General features: G+C 56.0%; 14 protein-coding genes and 2 pseudogenes. 6 read left to right on the plus strand and 10 right to left on the minus strand.

All coding sequences use genetic code 11. The features are described from left to right. Window positions 1-7: 7 nt before the first annotated feature. Genes holA through leuS form a run of 3 tightly spaced genes read right to left on the minus strand, consistent with a single transcriptional unit; the run spans window position 8 to window position 4148 of the window. The gene (gene holA / locus AC13CY_RS15530) at window positions 8-1075 is read right to left on the minus strand and encodes a DNA polymerase III subunit delta (protein WP_089674776.1); all 1068 of its coding nucleotides are present in this window, start codon (window positions 1073-1075) and stop codon (window positions 8-10) included. After that, on the minus strand, window positions 1072-1566 hold the full coding sequence (locus AC13CY_RS15535; protein ID WP_054640984.1) for an LPS-assembly lipoprotein LptE: 495 nt from the start codon (window positions 1564-1566) through the stop codon (window positions 1072-1074). Before AC13CY_RS15535 ends, holA begins: the two co-directional genes overlap by 4 nt. Further along, complete coding sequence (leuS, locus tag AC13CY_RS15540) at window positions 1563-4148, minus strand: leucine--tRNA ligase (protein ID WP_074210680.1); 2586 nt, start codon at window positions 4146-4148, stop codon at window positions 1563-1565. Before leuS ends, AC13CY_RS15535 begins: the two co-directional genes overlap by 4 nt. Before the next feature lie 164 nt (window positions 4149-4312). Between leuS and AC13CY_RS15545 the strand changes: the two genes are divergently transcribed. Continuing rightward, entirely contained in the window at window positions 4313-4831 is a 519-nt protein-coding gene (locus tag AC13CY_RS15545; protein WP_044628056.1) for a zinc ribbon-containing protein, read from the plus strand. Between the two features lie 4 nt (window positions 4832-4835). Here the strand turns inward: AC13CY_RS15545 and AC13CY_RS15550 are convergent, their stop codons facing one another. Continuing rightward, complete coding sequence (locus AC13CY_RS15550; RefSeq protein WP_273424915.1) at window positions 4836-6149, minus strand: hypothetical protein; 1314 nt, start codon at window positions 6147-6149, stop codon at window positions 4836-4838. Between the two features lie 119 nt (window positions 6150-6268). On the opposite strand from AC13CY_RS15550, the pseudogene AC13CY_RS15555 reads away from it, so the two are divergent. Continuing rightward, window positions 6269-6573: pseudogene (locus AC13CY_RS15555) on the plus strand (transposase); the annotation flags it as partial. A gap of 118 nt (window positions 6574-6691) precedes the next feature. Here the strand turns inward: AC13CY_RS15555 and AC13CY_RS15560 are convergent. The 5 genes from AC13CY_RS15560 to AC13CY_RS15580 all read right to left on the minus strand — a co-directional run bounded on the left by AC13CY_RS15560 (window position 6692) and on the right by AC13CY_RS15580 (window position 15629). After that, on the minus strand, window positions 6692-9790 hold the full coding sequence (locus AC13CY_RS15560; protein WP_483052771.1) for an HsdR family type I site-specific deoxyribonuclease: 3099 nt from the start codon (window positions 9788-9790) through the stop codon (window positions 6692-6694). Then, window positions 9787-10764 carry a Fic family protein gene (locus AC13CY_RS15565; RefSeq protein WP_483052772.1) on the minus strand — a complete coding sequence of 326 codons (978 nt, stop codon included), beginning with the start codon at window positions 10762-10764 and terminating at the stop codon, window positions 9787-9789. Before AC13CY_RS15565 ends, AC13CY_RS15560 begins: the two co-directional genes overlap by 4 nt. A gap of 1 nt (window position 10765) precedes the next feature. Then, window positions 10766-12022, minus strand: coding sequence for a restriction endonuclease subunit S (locus tag AC13CY_RS15570; protein ID WP_483052773.1), 1257 nt, complete (start codon window positions 12020-12022; stop codon window positions 10766-10768). Between the two features lies 1 nt (window position 12023). Continuing rightward, entirely contained in the window at window positions 12024-13583 is a 1560-nt protein-coding gene (locus AC13CY_RS15575; RefSeq protein ID WP_483052774.1) for a type I restriction-modification system subunit M, read from the minus strand. An 81-nt stretch (window positions 13584-13664) separates the two neighbouring features. Beyond that, entirely contained in the window at window positions 13665-15629 is a 1965-nt protein-coding gene (locus AC13CY_RS15580; RefSeq protein WP_483052775.1) for a DNA topoisomerase III, read from the minus strand. 263 nt (window positions 15630-15892) lie between these two features. Here AC13CY_RS15580 and AC13CY_RS15585 point away from each other — a divergent pair. Both AC13CY_RS15585 and AC13CY_RS15590 read left to right on the plus strand, forming a co-directional pair. Beyond that, window positions 15893-16141, plus strand: a pseudogene (locus AC13CY_RS15585) (ABC1 kinase family protein); the annotation flags it as partial. Between the two features lie 113 nt (window positions 16142-16254). Beyond that, a complete protein-coding gene (locus AC13CY_RS15590) occupies window positions 16255-18075 on the plus strand; it encodes an SEC-C domain-containing protein (RefSeq protein ID WP_172514430.1) in 1821 nt (606 codons plus the stop codon). A gap of 18 nt (window positions 18076-18093) precedes the next feature. Here AC13CY_RS15590 and AC13CY_RS15595 read toward each other — a convergent pair whose 3' ends face one another. Next, window positions 18094-19464, minus strand: coding sequence for an AmpG family muropeptide MFS transporter (locus tag AC13CY_RS15595; RefSeq protein ID WP_089674765.1), 1371 nt, complete (start codon window positions 19462-19464; stop codon window positions 18094-18096). A 131-nt stretch (window positions 19465-19595) separates the two neighbouring features. Here AC13CY_RS15595 and AC13CY_RS15600 point away from each other — a divergent pair, with 131 nt between their 5' ends. Together AC13CY_RS15600 and ccoM are read left to right on the plus strand one after the other, a co-directional pair. Beyond that, window positions 19596-20114, plus strand: a complete 519-nt coding sequence (locus AC13CY_RS15600) for an FKBP-type peptidyl-prolyl cis-trans isomerase (RefSeq protein ID WP_062374329.1) — start codon at window positions 19596-19598, stop codon at window positions 20112-20114. Window positions 20115-20272: 158 nt separating this feature from the next. Further along, on the plus strand, window positions 20273-20398 hold the full coding sequence (gene ccoM / locus AC13CY_RS15605; RefSeq protein WP_279384657.1) for a cytochrome c oxidase subunit CcoM: 126 nt from the start codon (window positions 20273-20275) through the stop codon (window positions 20396-20398). The last annotated feature ends 217 nt before the right edge of the window (window positions 20399-20615 follow it).

Below are 20615 nucleotides of genomic sequence, written 5' to 3' on the forward strand. Positions count from 1 at the left end.
CAAAGTGCTAATTATTTGCACTAATGCGATAGGTCCAGGGCGTTTCCGCCAGGAGGCCTTTTGCCCCTGCCATGGTCATGGCGAGGTCGTGCAGCCCCGGCCATAGAGGCACGGCAGATGCCCCTTTCACCGCTAAATCCAGGCGCTGGGCCATTAGTAGCAGTTTGTGTAAACGCTTCATGGAAAGGCGGCTAATGGCTTTTTGATAGGACGGGCGACGTTTATCAAAAATCATCGGCTTTTGGGATTTGCAGGCATGCTCGAAGCTTTGGCCTTGGTCCAAATGCTGATGCAGCGATAGCAGAGTGCGCAGCTCACGGGTGAGCGCCCACAGCACAATCGGTGCTTCCACGCCTTCGCTTTTTAGGCCGTTCACAATCCGCGAGGCACGGCTGGGTTCGCCCTTCAAGCACGCATCCGCCAGATTGAAGACGTCAAAGCGGGTGCTGTCTTCCACACCTTGGGCAATGTGCTCGACGTTGAGCCGGGTGTTAGCCGGGTAGATCAACGCCAACTTTTGCAGCTCTTGATCAGCCGCCAGCAGATTACCCTCGGTGCGCTCACCCAGCAGTCGCGCGGCTTCCAGGTCGATCTGCAGGCCGTGATGCGAGGCCCTATCCCGTAGCCAATAGCCAAGCCGTGAGGCATCTACCGGCCATACGGGAACAAAAATTCCCTGTTTATCTAAGGCTTTGAACCAAGCGCTTTTCTGCTGCTTGGCATCGACTTTGCCCATGCTAACCAATAGCAGGTCGTCGCTGCCATCCATCATTTCCGCATATTGAGCAAGCGCCTTGCTGCCTTCCTGCCCCAGCTTTTGATTGCCCAAACGCAGCTCCAACAGTTTGTTGGTGGCAAACAGCGAGAGGTTGCTCGCGGTTTCCAGGAGCCGCCCCCAGGCAAAGTTGGGCTCCACATCCAGCACTTCGCGCTCTTCGATACCCGCTTGGCGGGCGGCGGCGCGCACGGCATCGCAGGCGTCACGATGCTGAAGCGGCTCGTCACCCGCCACGATCACTGCTTTCGGCAGTTTCCTGGCCAGAGCGGCGGGCAATTGATCGGCAAATACCTTCACCGCAGCGCCTCAAGGTTAGCTAAGCGTTCCACAATACGCTGGGCAAGCTGCCGAGTCAGTGTCTGCTCGGCTTCCTGGAACAGCGTCTCGCGGTTCAGCAGGTCGTCATCGCTGACGCGAATCCGCGTGCTGGTACTCAGCGTGGCGTTGTTCAGGGCGTAGGCATTGGTTTCCCGCTGCTGCACCGACAGCGACGTGCTCAGCGTCAGCTCATGCTCACGGCTGGCACGGCCATCGGTCCCGATGCGCCGCTCCTGAAGGGAAGGGGTGCCCAGAGTGACGCGCCAGGGCGCGCCGCTTTCTACCTCGGTGCCTAACTGCTGCAGGCGAGTGCGAAGCTGCTGGGCGAGAGCGCTGTTGTCATCGCCCTCTAGCGAGAGCGCGGGCAGGCGTGGCATGGATTCCGAGCCGCGCAGGCGGAACCCACAGCCACTGAGCAGCACCGCCGCTGACGCGGCGATGCTGAGGGTCAAAAAGCGACGGCGATTCATCCGCTCACCACAATGTTAACCAGCTTGCCGGGCACCACGATCACCTTACGAACCGTTTTGCCTTCCAAATGGCGCTGGACGTTTTCGTTTTCCATCGCCAGTTGCTCGATGGTGGCTTTGTCGGCGCTGGCCGGGGCTTCCAGGCGGGCGCGCAGTTTACCGTTTACCTGTACCACCAGCTCGATGCTGTCGCGGGTCAGGGCGACTTCGTCTACTTTCGGCCACTGGGCTTCAATGGCGGGCTGCTCATGGCCCAACTGCTGCCACAGGGTGTGGCAAAGGTGCGGGGTAATCGGGGCCAGCAGCAGTACGCAGGCTTCCAACGCTTCACGGCTAACCGCGAGGCCCAGTTCGGACGTATCGTCAAACTTAGCGACCGCGTTAGAAAGCTCCATCACAGCGGCAATGGCGGTGTTGAAGGTGGTGCGACGGCCAATGTCGTCGCTGGCTTTTTTGATGGTTTCGTGGGTTTTGCGTCGCAGCGCTTTTTGGTCGTCGTTGAGTGCATCGACGTTCAGCGTGCCTGGAGTGCCCGCTTCCAGGTGCTCGGTAACCTGACGCCAGATGCGCTTCAGGAAGCGGTGCGCGCCCTCGACGCCGGAATCCGACCACTCCAGCGACTGCTCAGGTGGTGCGGCAAACATCATAAACAGGCGCACGGTGTCGGCACCGAACTTGTCGATCATCGACTGCGGGTCGACGCCGTTGTTCTTCGACTTGGACATCTTCTCGATGCCGCCCATCTCCACCGGCTGGCCGTCACTCATCAAAATGGCGCTCAGCGGGCGGCCTTTTTCGTCGCGCTTCACTTCCACATCGGCGGGATTGAACCACTCTTTGCCGCCGTTATCTTTAATGCGGTAGAAGGTTTCCGCGATCACCATGCCTTGGGTGAGCAGCTGCTGGAACGGCTCATCGGAATCAACCATGCCGAAATCGCGCAGCAGCTTGTGGAAGAAGCGGGCGTAGAGCAGGTGCAGAATGGCGTGCTCGATACCGCCAATGTAGAGATCCACCGGCAGCCAGTAGTTGGCGCGCTCATCCAGCATGGCTTCGTGGTTATCCGCACAGCAGAAGCGGGCGAAGTACCAGGAGGATTCCATGAAGGTATCGAAGGTGTCGGTTTCACGCACCCAGCCATCGCCCAGCTCGGAGAACTCAGGCATCTTCTTCAGCGGCGAGCCGGAGGCATCCACGGTGACTTCCATGGGTAGCGCGACGGGCAGCTCGTCATCGGAGAGCGGTACGGTCTGGCCTTCCGGGCCGTACTTCACCGGAATCGGCGCGCCCCAGTAGCGCTGGCGGGCAATACCCCAGTCACGCAGGCGATAGTTGGTTTTCACTTCGCCACGGCCAAGCTCGGCCAGCTTGGCGGCAATGGCATCGAACGCGGCTTGGAATTCCAGACCATCGAACTCGCCGGAATTGATCAGCGTGCCGTGCTCGGTGTAAGCGCCTTCAGAGATATCCGGCGTATTGCCGTGCTCGTCGGCGACCACCGGCTTCAGCTCGATGCCGTACTTGGTGGCAAACTCCCAGTCGCGCTGGTCGTGGGCGGGAACGGCCATCACCGCGCCGGTGCCGAACTCCATCAGTACGAAGTTAGCCACGAATACCGGCACTTCTTCACCGCTTAACGGGTGAATGGCTTTATGGCCCGTGGCCATGCCCAGCTTCTCTTTGGTGGCCATTTCCGCTTCAGAGGTGCCGCCTTTGGCGCACTCTTCACAGAACGCCGCGATCTCGCTGCTCTGCTCGGCGGCCTGTTTGGCCAGCGGGTGCCCAGGGGCGACGGCCACGTAGGTCACGCCCATCAGCGTATCGGGGCGGGTGGTGTACACCGCCAGCGGCTCGCAGGCGCTGCCATCGGCGGCTTTGATATCGAAGCTCAGCTCGACGCCACGGGATTTGCCGATCCAGTTGCGCTGCATGGTCTTGACCTGCTCAGGCCACTCGACGTTATCTAAATCCGCCAGCAGCTCATCGGCGTAGTCGGTAATCTTTAAGAACCACAGCGGTATCTCTTTACGCTCTACCGGCGCGCCGGAACGCCAGCCGCAGCCGTCGATGACCTGCTCGTTGGCCAGCACGGTCTGGTCGACTGGGTCCCAGTTCACCGTGGACATCTTCTTGTAGACCAGCCCTTTCTCCACCAGCTTGGTGAAGAACCACTGCTCCCAGCGGTAGTAGCTGGTGTCGCAGGTAGCGAATTCGCGGCTCCAGTCGTAGGCAAACCCTAGTGCCTTCAACTGGTTGCGCATGTAATCGATGTTTTGGTAGGTCCACTTGGCAGGCGGCACCTGATTTTGGATCGCGGCATTTTCCGCCGGCATCCCGAAAGCGTCCCAGCCCATGGGCTGCATGACATTTTTACCCTGCATGCGCTGGAAACGTGAGACAACGTCGCCGATAGTGTAATTACGCACGTGGCCCATGTGCAGCTTGCCGCTGGGGTAGGGGAACATGGATAGGCAGTAGAACTTTTCGCGGTTGGCGTCCTCTACGGCTTTAAAGCACTGGTGCTTGTCCCAGTACTGTTGAGCGTCACGTTCGATCTCGCGGGGGCTGTATTGTGCGTCCATCGGTGTTTTCAATGCCTTGGGATAATTCGCCCTTGTTCAGGGCGCAAAGTGAATAGTAGATGACGACTGTCAGATAAGTAGCGTCGATTGTATCCTATGCCGGTGTATCCTTGAACGGCTAACCGATGATAGGCAGCACCTGTGGCAACAAAAGGAGAGGACCCATGGAAAAACATAACGATCACCGCCTTCGCGAAGGCTACGAGCGCCTATTGGAGCGCATGCAGGATGGCGCCAACGAGCTCACCTGGGACAACCTACAAAAGGACTTAGACGACGCCGTTGCCTTTGAAGCTGAGCTTGAGGAGTACACCAAAGACGAGCTAGCGCTGCTGCGTGCCTGGGTAGAGCGCGACCTGAAAGACATGCGCTACTACATGGCGGATACCGGCAAGCAGGTTGCCAGCTGGCTAGGAATCGACATCGACCAGCTTTCCCGCCGGGTCGCGGAATCGCTGCTTTCCATTGCCGACCGTAGCGTGGTAGACCGCGAACGTTTCGAGGATGACCTAGAAGCCGCCCGCGCCGACTACTGCGAAGGTGAAATCGCCGCCCCGGGCTTAATGGCCTGCACTCACTGCGATGCTCAGGTCATGTTTAACGATGTCGCGCGGATAGAACCCTGCCACCAGTGCGGCCACCGCTACTTCTACCGCTTTCCGAGCAAAATCGTCGAAACCTAAGTATCTAACCTAGCCAAACGCTCAAGCCTGCGATCGCGCCTAGCGAGAGCAGGCTCATCATCGCAGCATAAGGTAGATTATTTTTCATCATCTGATAACCGCTCACCCCGTAACGCCCCTGCAACGACAGGTTAATACCCGAAAGCGGCCCCACACTGGTGCCCACCGCCCAGGCGCTAAGCGCCACAAAGGCAAACAGGGTCTGTTCAGCGCCGCTCAGATTAAGCACCGACGCCAACACCGACACCCCAATAATCGGGTGCAGCCCCACCAGCGCACTAAGCGTAATAGCCGCAAAACTCACCATGGCCTGCCATGTACCAAAGCGGGCAAACAGCGTCCACTCATCGCCTGCCGCCGCTGTTACCAGCGTTGAAAGCCCCAGCGTTAATAAGCCTGCCGCTAAAAACAGTGAAATTTCCCCGCGCATGGCGGGCAGGCGAGTAACGGTATGCTGACGCAGGCGCCGCAGGGTAAAACGCGGGCCTTCCCGCAGATTGCTCAGCAGCGCCACCCCCGGCAGCAAAAAAGTAATAATGCTGACAATGGTGAGCGATGGCGTGATCCAGAAGTGAAACAGCATCACCAACGCCGCCATGCCCGCAGGCATGAGCAGGCTGCGGGGCGAAAGCGAAAAGCCATCCACCTCGGTTAAATCAAACCGTCGCCGCAGTTCTAGCGTGGTTAATAGTCCTGAGAGCATGGCGATAGGAAAACCCACCACGGCAATCTGGGCATATTGCACCGACGGCACCAAGGCAATTACCACCGCCATAGAAGCAAAGAAGGGCGACCAGAGCGCGGCGCTGCTTAGCCCACGGTTCAGTGCCAATAGCTGCGGTGTGGTTAACGGCGCACGGCGAGCCAAGCGGTCGCCCACCATAAACACCGTGGAAAGATTCAAAATCGTGCCGAGAAAATGCACGCCCAGCCAGGTGCGCAGCACGCCGTCCGCCCCCGTTACCCGCTTACCCGGCGCACGCTTGTTGCCCTGGGTGCCAATCAGCGAGATAAAGCTCACGCCTACCAGCATGGAAGCCACGAACACGTTCCCCTGCAGCATGGCAGGCCAGTTCACCGCCGCGCCATACACGGTTTGCGCCACCACCAGCATCACCACACCCAGGGCAATCAACACCCCCGCCTGAAGGCGCGAACGCTTGGGAATATCCCGCCACAGCAGCGCCACCGCCGCCCACAGCAGATAGCTCACCGCCTGCGCGGTCGGCACCGCGCCGGTAAAACCAATAATCTGTGCCAACAGCCCGAGCAGAATCAAAACTCCCGCCAAGTGCTGCCGCGTCGTTGTCTCTCGCATCTCAGTCCCTTTACCCCGGCTTATTCATGAGGCCGACCTGAAAACGAAGATAGCGGATGGTATTCTCTTGAGAAATCAGAACGTTCCGGCAAGAATCTGAACCAAGAGAGCCATCCGCCATGGGTGAAAGCCTATCCACCTGGACGCCCTCGTGCAACGGTGCTGCCCGTGTTGAGCTGAGCGGCCAGCGCACCACCAGCGACAGCGGCACTCTGCTGTTGCGTGAGGCCCTCGACAACAGCGGCGTGATCGAGGCGCTGGAAGACAATCTGGTCGATCGACGCCACCCGCTGCGCATCCGTCATCGCTGGCCAGCCAGTTGCGTACCCTGGTGCTGCAGCGGGCGATGGGCTGGATCGATCTCAGCGATACCGACACGCTGCGCCGTGACCCGCTTTGGCAGTTGGCCTGCAGGCCAGATCGGTGAATGACTTAGTCGCAAAACTGAGCTGACATGCTCCACTTAGGCGGAGCAGGATGCACTAATCGTTCAGCAGTTCTTTGGGTTTGAACTAAGGGTTAGTCTATCTTCGCCATATGTATCAAACCTTCCCCCCAACGCCTTTGAATTTCTCTACAAAAGCCACAATTTTTTGAAAAACGCTTTGCTTTTTGGCGAGGTATTGCGGGTTCAGAGGACTCATCTTGGGCAAAAGGCTGTTGAGTTCAGTGCCTTTTTCACTGGCATATTCCCGCTTGAGCGAGGTAGTGATATAGCGCCGGGCTTCTTCTGCCTTTAAATTCTCTGACTCAATCAGCGCCTCGGCCTCGCGTTGCTGTTCAGCTTGGGCAAAGGTAAAGAAGGCCTCAATCACGCTGGCTTTCTCACCGATCTGATCTAGGTCAGTCTGGTTGATGAAATCAACCACCAGGCCTTCTTTAGCGCGATTGCCTAGGCTGGCTCGGATCACTCGTCGCACCTCTTGCACCAAATCTGCTTTGCTTTTGGTTTTTTTGTTGTGCTCGAAGATCAGCCCAAGGATGTAATCCAGGTTGATCTCCTGGGATTTCAACAGGTCTACTTCAAATTCAACATCATCCCAGTCGAGTGTTGTTGCATCAGTTGCTTCAGCGGCCTTCTGGCGGCGTTGCCAATCGCGGATATCATTATAGGTCGAGCGGTAATCCTGAACCTTGCGCTCGGAGGGTAAGCGTATGGTTTGCAGCTCCGCCAGCTTTTCATCGTCCAAGTAGTGTTCTGCTTTAAACGCCTCAACTGCCTCCGGGTCGCTAGTGTCCAGGCTTTGCAGGGCTTTTAGGCTGGCAAACTCATCATAGTTTTGCAGCACGTTTTCCACCCGCAGATACTCGCCAAAGACTTTAGCAAAGGCTTTTTTGTCTGCTTCCTTTTCAATGGCCGCAGGATCAGGGAAGTTTTGCTCCAGATCAGCCACGACTTCCATAAAACCGCGCCTTGCATGCCCGGTTACCAAGTCGGTAAAGCCTTCCATATACTCTTTGTAGCTTTTCTCTAACACCACGTTCTTGGTGTTTTTATCCCCAAACAGGGTAATAGCATCCACCGTGGCCTTTTCCAGGTCGCGAAAGGTCACGATGTTGCCGAACGCTTTAGTGGCATCATAGATGCGGTTGGTGCGCGAGAAGGCCTGCATCAAACCGTGATAGCGCAGATTCTTATCGACAAACAGAGTGTTCAGCGTAGGTGCATCAAAGCCGGTGAGGAACATGCCGACCACGATCAGCAGGTCGACTTCCTTGGCTTTTACCCGCTTGGCCAGGTCGCGGTAGTAGTTCTGGAAGCCGTTGCTGTCCACGCTGTAGGTGGTTTTAAAGTAGGCGTTGTAATCCTCAATCGCAGCACTTAAAAATTCCTTGGCACTGGAATTCATCGCCGATACATTAAAGCTTTCATCCAGAATGTCACCGACGGCATCCTGCTCTTCATTGGCCGCAAACGAGAAGATGGTGGCGATTTTCAGAGGCTTGTCGCTGTCTTTTTGCAGCTCGTTCAGCGTTTGGTAATAGAGCTTGGCGGCTTCCACGCTGCTCACCGCGAACATGGCATTAAAGCCCTGGTTGTTACCCTGCAGGCGATGCGTTTTCTGGCGGTAGTGGTGCAGGATGTAGCGAGAAATTTCCCGAACGCGTTCCGGGTGCTGCAACGCCTGTTTGTTCTCGGCGGCGCTTAGCTTTTTCTCATCCTGCTCGGTTTCTATTTCCTTGAACTTGGGGCGCACATCGTTGTAGTCCACCTTGAACTTGAGCACTTTCTCATCACGAATAGCATCGGTGATGACATAGGAGTGCAGCTCGCGACCAAACACGCTGGCGGTAGTGTCCGCGCCTAATGCGTTTTGCGGGAAGATGGGCGTACCGGTAAACCCAAACTGATAGAAGCGTTTGAATTTCTTTTTCAGGTTTTTCTGTGCCTCACCAAACTGGCTGCGGTGGCACTCGTCAAAAATGAACACCACCTGCTGTTTGTATACGGGCAGGTTGGCCTCGCTCTTCATCAGGTTGTTGAGCTTCTGGATGGTGGTGACGATGATTTTGTTATCGTCTTTCTCAATGTTCCTCTTCAGCCCTGCCGTGTTGTCTGAGCCGTTCACGCTATCGGGCGAAAAGCGCTGGTACTCCTTCATGGTTTGGTAGTCCAGGTCTTTCCTGTCGACCACGAAAAACACCTTATCGATAAACTCTAGCTCGGTAGCCAAGCGCGCTGCCTTGAAGCTGGTCAGGGTTTTACCAGAGCCAGTGGTATGCCAGATATACCCGCCACTTTCCGGGGTGCTCCAGTTTTTAGCTTCAAACGAGCTTCTTATCTTCCACAGAATGCGCTCGGTGGCGGCAATTTGATAAGGGCGCATCACCAGTAGGGTGTTGTCGATATCAAACACCGAATAGTGCAGTAGAACGTTCAGCAGGGTGTTCTTTTGGAAAAAAGTCGCTGTAACGTCCTTCAGGTCTTTGAGCAGGGTGTTATCGGCCTGCGCCCAGTTCATGGTGAAGTCGAAGCTGTTTTTGTTGCGCTTGGTGGTGTTGGCAAAATAGCGGCTGTCGGTGCCATTGCTGATCACAAACAGCTGCAAATACTTGAACAAAGAGTGCTCGCTGTTGAAGCTCTCCTTGCTGTAGCGGTGTACCTGATTGAACGCTTCACGAATGGCCACGCCGCGTTTTTTCAGCTCGACCTGCACCAGTGGCAGGCCATTGACCAGAATCGTTACATCATAACGGTTGGCTTGGCTACCGGTTTGGGCAAACTGTTTGATTACCTGCACTTTGTTGCGGGCAATCGTCTTTTTATCGACTAGGTAGATATTCTGGATGCGGCCATCATCGAAGGTAAAATCGTGGATGTAATCGTCATGGATCTTGCGGCTTTTATCCACGCTGCTGTCGCTGGGCTTGTCCAGGTAGGTTTCGACAAAGCGCCGCCATTCGCTTTCTGAAAACAGTACCTGGTTCAACGCCTGTAACTGCTCACGCACATTGGCGAGCAGCGCCTCGGGGCTATTGAGGTTAGGGAGGTACTCATAACCCTGATTGACCAGATCCTGAATCAGCTCCCGCTCTAGGGAATCTTCACTCTGGTAGCCCTCAGCCACCTTCCATTCCTTGCTGTACCTTTCCAACACAATGAAGTTATTGGATTCCGCGATGGGCGTGTACGTTGTCACAGGTGGACCTCCCAATGTCCGGTTTTGTCCGAGCCAATTCGCGTTAACTTGCCCGCTTGTTGCAGTTTAGCGATGGCGCGGGCGATGGTGCGAACATCCTTGCCGATCTGCTCGGCAAGCTGTTGGCGAGTCAGTTGGTTGTTGTTTTGCAGTAAGTGCAAAATCGCCTCTGGCGTTTTCATCTCTTCAATATTTACAGGGGCGTTTAGAGTGGCATTTACAGGGGCATTTTGTGCTAACGTTTGGGCAATTACCGAGAGCATAAAGTGGATAAACGGTGTGCTATCGGCCTGTTGGTCAGCGTCTTCCAGTGCCTGGTAATACTGCTGCTGGTGGTCTTTAATCACACTTTCCAGCGGTAGAGATAAAAACAACGGATGCCACTGCGACAGAATCAAGGTTTGCCATAAACGCCCCATGCGACCATTGCCATCACTAAAGGGGTGAATGAACTCAAATTCGTAATGAAACACACTGCTGGTAATCAGCGGATGATCCTTGGCCTGCTTCAACCAATTGGCTAAATCCGCCATTAGCCCGGATACCTGATGGGCGGGAGGAGCCACATGGTGCACCTCCTTACCTTTTTGGATGCCTACTGCCTTGTCGCGAAAACGCCCTGCATTGGTCAGAATCTCCGACATCATCAAGCCGTGTGCTGTCAGCAGATGATCTACGTTATCTGGCTGCCAAGTGGGCAGGGCATCATAAGCAGCGATGGCCCCTTTTACTTCCGCCAGTTCCCGTACGCTCCCCAGTACCGGCTTACCCTCAATCACCGCTGTAATCTGCTCTTCGGTGAGGGTGTTGCCTTCAATCGCCAGTGTACCTGCCAGGGTTTTGATGCGGTTCTGCTTGCGTAACTGCGGCGACGCATTCAACGCACTGGCATCCAACCGACCGACCTGCTGGCTGATATCCGCCACCAGATTCAGAATCTCGCTGGTGATGGTGAAAGGCGGTTGGTAGCTCATATCAGGCCACTGCCTCAGATTCTGAGGTGTCGGGCTTGGGAAAGCTCAACAGCAAGTCGCGGTAGTATTCATACTGCTTCTGGCGCAGCTCAATCTCGCGGGGTAGACCTTCGCTGATAGAGTTAGCTATCGAATCAAACTTATCAAGTGTGCCAGTAATGCGCCTCTGTTCATTTAGGTGGGGAACTGGAATCCTGAAAGCGAATAACTTTTTGCTATCAATGGAAGCAACACTTCCGCCCGTTTTTCTGGCGGCTCGAAGAATGTCATCTGCATACGAACTAATTACATGCGCAATGTAGCCAGGCAAAATATTGCTATCAGGTATTACCGCTTTCATATCTTGGTTAAGCGTAACTGACACAGGTATCAATGCGCTTGGCAATTTTTTATCCAGGATGCTTGAACGAACAACAATCGCAACAGAATTAGCTGGTACTAATTTTGTTGATGAGTGTTTAATGGCTTCCTCAGTTATGTAGTCCACTGAAGAGTCAACTATTGGATTTCCCATGTCTTTGGGCGAAACCCATGGAATAGTTCCATTTTCCCAAAATTCGCTACGCCTTTTTGATGGGGTACCTCCACCATACCAAGTGCCAATCTCCCCCAACGTCTTCCACTCCACTTCCCCTTCCTTAAAACTCAGCAACTGGTCGCGGTAGTGGTTGTATTGTTTTTTGCGCAGGCTAAGCTCGGCGGTCAGCTCGGCGGTCAGCTCGGTAAAGGTGTCCAGAATGCGGACTATTTTAGACTGAATCTCAAGCGACTTTGCGGGGTTATCCGGGCAGGGGATGGGGATTTGATATTTCAAAATCGCAGATTTGTCTCCGCGAGGCATTTTTGCGCCTTTTGCGTGCTGCATATTGTACGAGAAAAAATCGTCGGACGACAAAAGGTAGTAAAGAAATGCTGAATCTACAAATGGCTTGTTATTCTCTTGAATGCGCACTGCAAGAACATCACCACTACAGCCACCTGAATTTGTCGCTCTCCATACCTTCTTCAAGTACGGACGAATATTGCCAATAAGGATATCGCCTGGTTCGTATGCCGTTAAACGAGTAGTGTTCGGCAAATAATTTGCATCAACACGTCCACCTTTTTCGGCTACAAGGTTATCAACACCGACGAACGAGGCCTTATCAAGCACAGCGGCGTCAACTCTTGTAGGTGAATACTCCGTCATATCTCCAAGCACATGCCACTCCACCTTTACCCCATCCAGCAGCTTTTCCATAAAACTCAGTTCACTCATCTCAAGCTCCCTCTATTTCCGCCACAATCGCATCAATATCCGTCCTTAGCTGATCAATTTTGGCCACGGTGGTTTTCAACTCGACATTTAGCTGGGTGATGTCGGTTTTCTCGCGAGTGTCCTCGGCTTCCACATAGCTGCTGACTGAGAGGTTATAATCGTTGTCAGCGATTTTTTCCAAGGGCACCGAGCGGGCCAGGTAGTCGATATTCTCTTTACTATCAAACACCGCCATGATCTGCTTGATATGTTCATCCGTCAGGACGTTGTTGTTGGTTTCTTTTTTGAATAAACCGCTGGCATCAATAAACTGGGTCGTCGTGTCGCTTTTATGTTTGGCCAGCACCAGAATCGTTACCGCGATGGTGGTGCCAAAAAACAGGTTGGGAGCCAGCGAGATCACCGTTTCCACGTAGTTGTTATCGACCAGGTATTTCCTAATTTTCTGCTCCGCACCGCCACGGTAGAAAATGCCGGGGAAGCAGACAATTGCCGCACGGCCTTTGCTGGAAAGGTAGTTGAGCGCATGGAGCACAAAGGCAAAATCGGCCTTGGACTTGGGCGGCAACACACCGGCGGGCGCAAAGCGGTCATCGTTGATCAGGGTGGGGTCATCACTGCCGATCCACTTCACTGAGTAAGGCGGATTGGAAACGATGGCATCAAAGGGCTTTTCATCCCCAAAGTGCGGGTTGGTCAGGGTGTTGCCCAGCTGAATATCGAACTTGTCGTAGTTAATGTTGTGCAAAAACATATTCATACGGGCAAGGTTATACGTGGTGTGGTTAATCTCCTGGCCGTAAAAACCTTCTTCAATGATGTGGTTATCAAAGTGCTTTTTGGCTTGCAGCAGCAGCGAGCCACTGCCCGCTGCGGGGTCATAAATCTTGTTGACGCTGGTTTGTTTGTGCATCGCCAGCTGAGCAATCAGCCGGGAAACATGCTGTGGGGTAAAAAACTCACCGCCTGATTTACCGGCATTAGCGGCATAGTTGGAGATCAGAAACTCGTAGGCATCACCGAATAGATCAATTTGGCTGCCCGCGTTATCTTCAAAAAAAGCGTGACCAAAATCCAAACCGGCTACCCCTCTTAGCACATGTGCCAAGCGGGTGTTTTTATCCCTTACCGTGCTGCCTAGGCGGTTGCTGGTGGTGTCAAAATCAGCGAACAGGCCTTTAATGTCGGCTTCTGACGGGTAGCCGTTGGCAGAATTCTCAATATCCGAAAAGATAGTCGCCAGGTCGGTGTTCAGGCTTTCGTTGGTATTGGCGCTTTTGGCTACGTTGCTGAACAGCTGGCTTGGATAGATAAAGTAGCCCTTGGTTTTGATGGCATCGTCTTTGATGTCGGGCGTGATCACGCTATCAGGCAGCTCGGCATAGTTGACGCTGTCATCACCGGCTTCGATGTAATTGACAAAATTCTCGCTGATAAAGCGATAAAACAAGGTGCCAAGCACATAATGCTTAAAATCCCAGCCATCGACTGAGCCACGCACATCGTTGGCAATGGCCCAAATTTGGCGTTGCAGGGCGGCACGTTGTTGGGTGCTAGTCATGACTCTTTACTCGTTTTAAATCGTTGGTGGTGGTTGCTCTATCATAACGGCAGTGTGACGTCTCAATCGACTGCGGCCCTCTTAATCCGTCGTTCTCCTCGTCCGTCGCTTCCCCGCTGCACTACTTCGACTCCCCGTAGTTTTCTTACTGCCGGTGCTTTTACGCCGTGTGTAGCTTTTCTTAGTGGCTCCGCTGCGTTTGGCGGGGCCTCCAACTTCGCCTTGGGCGGTTTGTAAGCTATGGCGTAGTCTGGCCGCGTCGCTTTGGCTTAGTAGGGCGCGTAAGTCTTCCAGCAGCGCCTGCTGGAAGGCGTTGGGGTCGTCTTGTTGTTCAGAGATCGCTCGCAGGCGTTGCTCCCAGAGGGCAGTACGTTCCGGTGTACTGACGGCGCTGGGCAGGGCGGCGATTAGCGCGCAGCCGAGTTTGGTGGCGCGTAGGGCTTTTTGCTGGCGCACTAGGTAGCCGCGCTGCACCAGGGTTTCGATAATGCCTGCGCGGGTGGCTTCGGTGCCCAGGCCGTCGGTGTCGCGCAGAGTGCGGCGCACGTTTGGGTCGTCTACGTAGCGGCCAATATTCATCATTGCTTTGATTAAGCTGGCATCGGTGAATGGTTCTGGTGGCCGGGTCTCTTTTTCTTCCACGCCTGCGGCGAGTGCCTGGCAGGCTTCGCCTTGGGTGAGCGGTGGCAGCGGCGGGGTGTCTTCGCGGGTGGTGAACAGTGGCTTCCAGCCGGGGTCGAGAATGCTTTGGCCGCGAGCGCGAAAGGCTTCATTCAGCAGGGTGAACTCGGCTTTCACTTCAAAAGTGCGCAGCGGGCGGTAGAACTGCGCCATCACGTTGCGCACGATTAGCCGAAACACATGGCCTTCGGTGGCGGAAAGCTGGCTGACATCGGCGGGCTTGCCGGTCGGTGCTAAGGCGTGGTGCGCGCCCACCTGCTTATCGTTCCAGGCTTTCGAGCGTAGGGTAAAGTCGGCCCCGTTGAGCCAACCTCGTAACGTGTCGTCATTCTGGCAAGCACCGGAGAGACTGCGCTGGGCAAGCGCTAGGTGCTCTTCAGGCAGGTAGCGACAGTCTGAGCGGGGGTAGGTGATCAGTTTGTGCTGCTCGTAAAGCCGCTGGCAAATATCCAGCACCATCTGCGCGGAAAGCCCAAAGCGGCGGGCGGCATCTACCTGCAAGGCAGAGAGCGAGTAGGGCAGCGGTGGCGCTTGGCGCTTTTCTTGCTGGTCTAATGTGGTGAGCGTGCCGCGTGCGCCGGGTAGCTGAGCGGCCAGGGCATCGGCGGGCGTGCGGTCAATCAGTCGCCCTTGCTCATCCAAAGGTTGATGCGCTTTGGGAGCCCACCAGGCACGCAGTTGGCCTTGCGCCACCTGTAAATCTACCCAAAGCGGGTAGAACGGATGGGGTTTGAAATCACGAATGCTGTTATCCCGCCGCACAATCAGCCCAAGTACCGGGGTTTGTACACGGCCTACCGAGAGGACGCCGTCGTGCCCAGCTTGGCGGCCGGTGAGCGTCCAAGCGCGGGTGAGATTAATGCCATACAGCCAGTCAGCCCGAGAGCGCGCTTGGGCGGCCTGAAACAGCGGCTGAAACTCAGCATTCGGCCGCAGGCTGGCCAGCGCTCGGCTTACCGCTGGGCGGTTGAGGTCGCTAATCAATAGCCGCTGCACCGGGCCACGATACTTCAAATACTCGATCACCTCTTGTACCAGCAGTTGGCCTTCCCGGTCTGGGTCGCCAGCGTGCACCACGCTGGTAGCCTGCTTGATCAGTTTACGAATCACCGCTAACTGGCCACGGGCTTTGGAGCGCGGCGCGAGCTGCCACGTGTCGGGCACGATGGGCAGCCGGTCGAGCCGCCACTGTTTATCGGCGGGGTTGTAGGCTTCCGGTGGAGCTTGCTCCAGCAGGTGGCCTAGGCACCAAGTCACCGTGGTATCGCCGCACACAATCGCGCCTTCCTGGCGCTTGCCGCCACTGGGCAGGGCGTCGGCAATGGCACGGGCGAGGCTGGGTTTCTCGGCGATAATCAAGCGCATACGGTAGGCCCTGGCATATATAGAAAACAGACGTTTATGTTAGCAGAACCTACCCAACCGATAGAGAGTGGAGTGAAAATTTATACAGGTATAGAACATGTCTAGTGCGTTCGTGATGTATAGTTTTTGTATAAAATTATCGGATTGAGTAAGCTGTCGCAAAGCACTGGGAGACGGTTTTTATGCGCGAGCGCGGTAGAACACGACGTTTATTTGGGCTGGGTGCGCGTACGGGTGGTGCCCTGCTGAAAACGCGGTTAGGCGGCCAAGGCGCTCCGCTGGCGCTGTTCGCCCCAGGCGAGCAGGATTTCAGCGACGTGCGCGTTCATCGCCGCCTGCGGGAGCTCACCCCCAAAGTGTGGGCCGCCATGGATCGTCTTCAGCCCCCGGCAGATACGCTGCTGCTCTCTCGGGCGCTCAACGGCCACTACTGGAACTTGGTACGCTTAAAGGCCCGTTTAGATATGCACGACCGAGCTCAGCCGCTGCTGGGCTGGGCGCGTACTGCTTAGCCAAGGCCCTGCCAAGCGATGACCGCTGCGGTAGCCCCGCCAGCCATGCTAGACTATTGCGCTTTTTAATCGGTTTTACAGATTTTATAGTCTTGAAGACAGTGGAGACGGCAATGCTGGCGGTATGGGTCGATCAACTGCTGGGATTTGCCTCTGGGGCACTCTCGGCAATCAGGCAGCAGGAACACTACCCCGATTTTATGACGTGGGTACGTGACAAAGGCGCGCAGGCGTTTAACGGCGATGTGGCCACCGCACAGGCGCTAGCGCCCATTTTATGGTCGCAAACTCCGCTAGAGCGGCTGGATTTTGCTAGCGAGCCCTTGGCAACACCTGGCCGCAACGAGCCGTGCTGGTGCGATTCCGGACGTAAATATAAGCAGTGTTGCTACCGCGTTAATTTCCCGACCGACATCCCTGAACAGATGATGTGGATGCTCTCGCTGCGCGAATGGAAGGGGGCCACGCTGAAGGCGGCGTTAGATAGCCAGCAGGCACCACCTCAAGCGCTGCTAGAAGCTGGGCTGATTGCCGCAGAGAGTGGTCAAACCGGCCGTTCCATGCAGATTCTTGAGTCGCTGTTTGATGGTAGCGACTGGTCGCGCCTGCCAGAGCAGGCTGAGCCAGCTTTTGAAATTCTGCTGGATATCTATCAAGAGCGCGGCTTTACCCGCAAGCGTGCTGATTTGTTGGACGACGTGATGGAGCGCGGGCCGCTGTTTTTACGTGGCGTGGCGCTTGAGCGGCTGTGCTTGATGCACCTGGATAACGACGATTTAGACAGCGCCCGCGCAGCGTTCGTTAAAGCTCAGCAGGCGCTACCCGATTCGCCAACGCTGGCTTACATTGAAGCCATGCTGCTACTCCATGAAGGCCATGAGAAAGAGGCCAAAGAGCGCGCTAATTTCTGGTATCGCCGGTTGGTGCGCCAAGGGGACCTGGATGAAGACCAGCTCGATTTTCTGGCCGCTCTGGCAGATAACCCCGGCGCAACGCTAGCCGACCAGCTCTTGAGTGCTGAAGAAGATATGGCGATGCCGCTGGTCTCGCTTCAGGCGCTGCTAGCGGCGCTGCCCGTTGCTCCCAAGCTTTCCATTGAGCAGGATGCTGAGACTGGCCGCCTGCACTACACCACTACCGCCCGTGAAGAGACGCTGTTTGCCGCGTGGCACGAGCAGTTCCAGGTCATGGTAGATGAAGAGGTGGCGCTGGGCTTCCGTGACGACCCCTGGGTCAATGCGATTGATTGGATGTCGGCGCTGTGCGCCCACCCGGAGTGGCTGGATGCGCCGCAAGTGGTGCAAGACCTAACGCTGGCGCTGACCAGCCGCTTCGGCAGCCTACCGTGGATGGCACCCAGCCTGCTGGAACCGTTGGCGCTGCGCCTTTCACGCTGGCTGGAACAGGCCCGCGCCGCAGGCGACGGCAGCCTGTGTTGGGACGATGCCGATAATGCCATGCTGCTGCGCACCGGCTTGGCGCTGGTTGTCGGCATGGAGCGTGGCGCTCGCCAGCACTCCCGGGAGCTAGCCGAAGAGCTGCTGGCGATTGACCAAGAAGATAGCCTGGGCTTGAAAGAGCTGGTGCTTGATCAACTGCTGCGCGATGACCGCAACGAAGAGGCGCTGGCGCTGACTGAAGAGCCGCAAAAAGATGACGGCTCGCTGGTGTTAGGGTTGCTGATGGGGCGCACGCTGGCGCTTTACCGGTTAGGGCAGCAGGGGGCCGCCGAAGCGGCACTGGCGGAGGTGGTTGCCCACAACCGCCACGCGCTAGAACTGATTTGCGCGGAGAACCCAAGGCCCTCCATGCCTCATCCTGATGGGCAGGTTGACCCTGGCTCCCGAGCGGAAGCGTGGCAGTACCGTACGCTGATGCGCGACCAGTGGCGCACCACGCCAGGGGCGCTGGATTGGTTAGCCAGCCACCGCTGAGCTATTCGCTGACGGTTTTTAGCTGCCTGCCTCGGTAACTGGGGTAGGCACTAGCTGTTTATCTCGGCTTATCCAAATGGCCAGCAGAATGGCGGGTAAGCCGAGCACTGTGGCTACCACAAAGAAAGTGGCATAACCCTGAGCGCTCACCACGATCCCGCCAAACCCGCTCAGGAATTTCCCCGGTAGCGTCATCAGCGACGAAAACAGCGCGTACTGCGTGGCGGTATATGCCCGCGAGGTCAAGCTTGAAAGAAACGCGATAAACACCGCACTGGCAAGGCCGTTGGCTAGGTTATCGCCAATGATCGTGACTACCAGCATCGGCACCTGATTGCCGATTAGCGCAAGCACCGCAAACAGCAGGTTGGTGACCATCACCAGCCCCGCGCCAAAAATCAGCAGTGGGCCAATGCCATAACGGGCCACCAGCAGCCCGCCTAGAATGCCCCCTGCAATGCTCATGGCAATCCCGAAAATATTGGTGACGTTGGCAATAGTTGCCAGTGAAAAGCCCAGGTCGATATAGAGCGGGTTGGCCATCGATGCCATGGCCAGGTCGCTGATACGGAATACGGCAATAAACACCAAAATGCCCATTGCCTTCACCCCATAGCGGCGGAAGAAGTCGGTAAACGGGCAAACAATCGCGCCAATCACCCAAGCGCCCAAGCGGCGCAGCGTTTTGGGCTTTCCACGGCTGGCGCGAATAAAGGCGCGCACTTTGGGTTCATGGATTAATTGCACGGTTAATGAGGCGCGCTTGGGTTCTGGGCGAATCAGTACGGTGAGCACGCCAATGCCCACCAGAGCGGCCATGGTCAGGTAAGCCGCGTTCCACGATACCGCCGATGCCACATAAAGCGCACCGGCCCCTGCCGCCAGTAGCCCTCCGCGATAGCCAATAATGTACGTGGAGGCCATGGCTGCTTGAACATCATCATCGGCGGATTCAATACGGTAAGCATCAATGGCGATATCTTGCGTGGCGGAGCCAAACGCCACCAATAGCGCAAAGGCGGCGACCCAGCCTAGGTTGTCGATAGGGTCTACTCCCGCGAGGCCAATGAGACCGGCGGCAATCATGCCCTGGGCTAGCAGCATCCAGCCTCTGCGCTGGCCAAAGGTACGCGTTAACAGCGGCAGCGCAAGCCGGTCTACCACCGGTGCCCAGAAGAATTTGATGGAGTAGAGCATGCCGATCCAGGCAAAAAAACCGATGGCAGCTACTTCGACCCCGTCGCTACGTAGCCATGCGGAGAGCGTCGAAAACACCAGTAGAAAGGGCAGGCCAGCGGAAAAGCCTAAAAACAGCATGGTGATGACAGGCGCTTTGCAGTAAATACCAAGCGCCGCCAGCCAACTGCGCTGAGGAGTCGGGGTGGGCATGTAAGGGAGTACTCCAAAAAGAAACATCGGTGACGTGGGCCGCTCAAAAACCCGTCGATGTTAGACTATGGATAGGGTTCATGGTTGGCGTTCCATGACAAAGCCGACAGCTTACCGGAGAGGAGTTTTCCATGTCGATTACCGCCCATCAGGTAGTGACTCTGCACTACGTGCTTAGCGATGTGCTCAGCGATGGCAGCCCCCGCGTGTTGGATGACTCCAACGCACGTCAGAAACCCCTGGAGTATCTTCACGGCCACGATAATATTTTGCCGGGCTTGGAGCGAGATTTAACCGGCAAAGCCGTAGGTGATGAACTAAGCGTCACGCTGGCTCCCGCTGATGCTTACGGCCTGCGTAACGAAGAGTTGGTGCAAGAGGTGAGTCGCGCGTCGTTTGGCGGTGCAGAGATTGAGCCAGGCAGCCGTTTTCAAACCGAAGGCGAGGCTGGCCCGCAGATCGTCACCGTGCTGAACATCGACGGCGATACCGTGACGGTGGATACCAACCACCCCTTGGCGGGCCATACGCTGCGCTATCAGGTGAAGATTCTAGACGTTCGCGATGCCACCCGTGCAGAGCTTGCTAAAGGCCATCCGCTGCCACCGGGCACCGAGCACAGCAAAGTGGAAGACCGTAAGGTGCTCTAAAAAAGCTGTTTTTATCGGGTGAAGCGCGTTAAAAACTGACCTGTATCAAGTTCCCGTTTACCCTTGCGGCCACCATTTTAAAAGCTTGACCCAGGTCAGTTTCCCCTTCTCTGAACGCAGTACGATGGCCCCATACATCACGGCGGGAGGGAAGCACCATGTACTGGGATGATGCGGTAATTTTCGGCCTAGTTACTGTCGCGCTAATGATCACCTTTATGGTTGGTTGGGTAGGCTTTGTGGTACGTGACCATTTGCGTAAGGATGAACGTAAGAAGCCTTAATTCAGCAGGCTGTGTCAGTCGTCAGGGGAGGGGGCTTACGTTAATGTGTAAGCTTCCTGTTGCCGGCCCAAGGGGCCGGCTTTTTTGTTTGCCCGGCGAAGCCGGCAAACCCGGCCATCTGAAAGAAGATGGCGTCACCCCGACTGAGGGGAAGACAATCCGACTGGCAAGGGCGTCACTGGCCAACGGTGGGGTCTGAAGGAAGCCATAGGAAGTT

The sequence above is a fragment of the Vreelandella sp. L-15 genome (assembly GCF_056857635.1).

Bases quoted from the DNA above. Each gene is read 5' to 3' on its own strand.
- AC13CY_RS15545 (WP_044628056.1), top strand. From the start codon at position 4,313: ATGGAAAAACATAACGATCACCGCCTTCGCGAAGGCTACGAGCGCCTA.
- AC13CY_RS15595 (WP_089674765.1), bottom strand. From the start codon at position 19,464: ATGCCCACCCCGACTCCTCAGCGCAGTTGGCTGGCGGCGCTTGGTATT.
- AC13CY_RS15565 (WP_483052772.1), bottom strand. From the start codon at position 10,764: ATGAGCTACCAACCGCCTTTCACCATCACCAGCGAGATTCTGAATCTG.
- leuS (WP_074210680.1), bottom strand. From the start codon at position 4,148: ATGGACGCACAATACAGCCCCCGCGAGATCGAACGTGACGCTCAACAG.
- AC13CY_RS15600 (WP_062374329.1), top strand. From the start codon at position 19,596: ATGTCGATTACCGCCCATCAGGTAGTGACTCTGCACTACGTGCTTAGC.
- AC13CY_RS15590 (WP_172514430.1), top strand. From the start codon at position 16,255: ATGCTGGCGGTATGGGTCGATCAACTGCTGGGATTTGCCTCTGGGGCA.
- AC13CY_RS15580 (WP_483052775.1), bottom strand. From the start codon at position 15,629: ATGCGCTTGATTATCGCCGAGAAACCCAGCCTCGCCCGTGCCATTGCC.
- AC13CY_RS15550 (WP_273424915.1), bottom strand. From the start codon at position 6,149: ATGCGAGAGACAACGACGCGGCAGCACTTGGCGGGAGTTTTGATTCTG.
- AC13CY_RS15535 (WP_054640984.1), bottom strand. From the start codon at position 1,566: ATGAATCGCCGTCGCTTTTTGACCCTCAGCATCGCCGCGTCAGCGGCG.
- AC13CY_RS15570 (WP_483052773.1), bottom strand. From the start codon at position 12,022: ATGAGTGAACTGAGTTTTATGGAAAAGCTGCTGGATGGGGTAAAGGTG.
- AC13CY_RS15575 (WP_483052774.1), bottom strand. From the start codon at position 13,583: ATGACTAGCACCCAACAACGTGCCGCCCTGCAACGCCAAATTTGGGCC.
- ccoM (WP_279384657.1), top strand. From the start codon at position 20,273: ATGTACTGGGATGATGCGGTAATTTTCGGCCTAGTTACTGTCGCGCTA.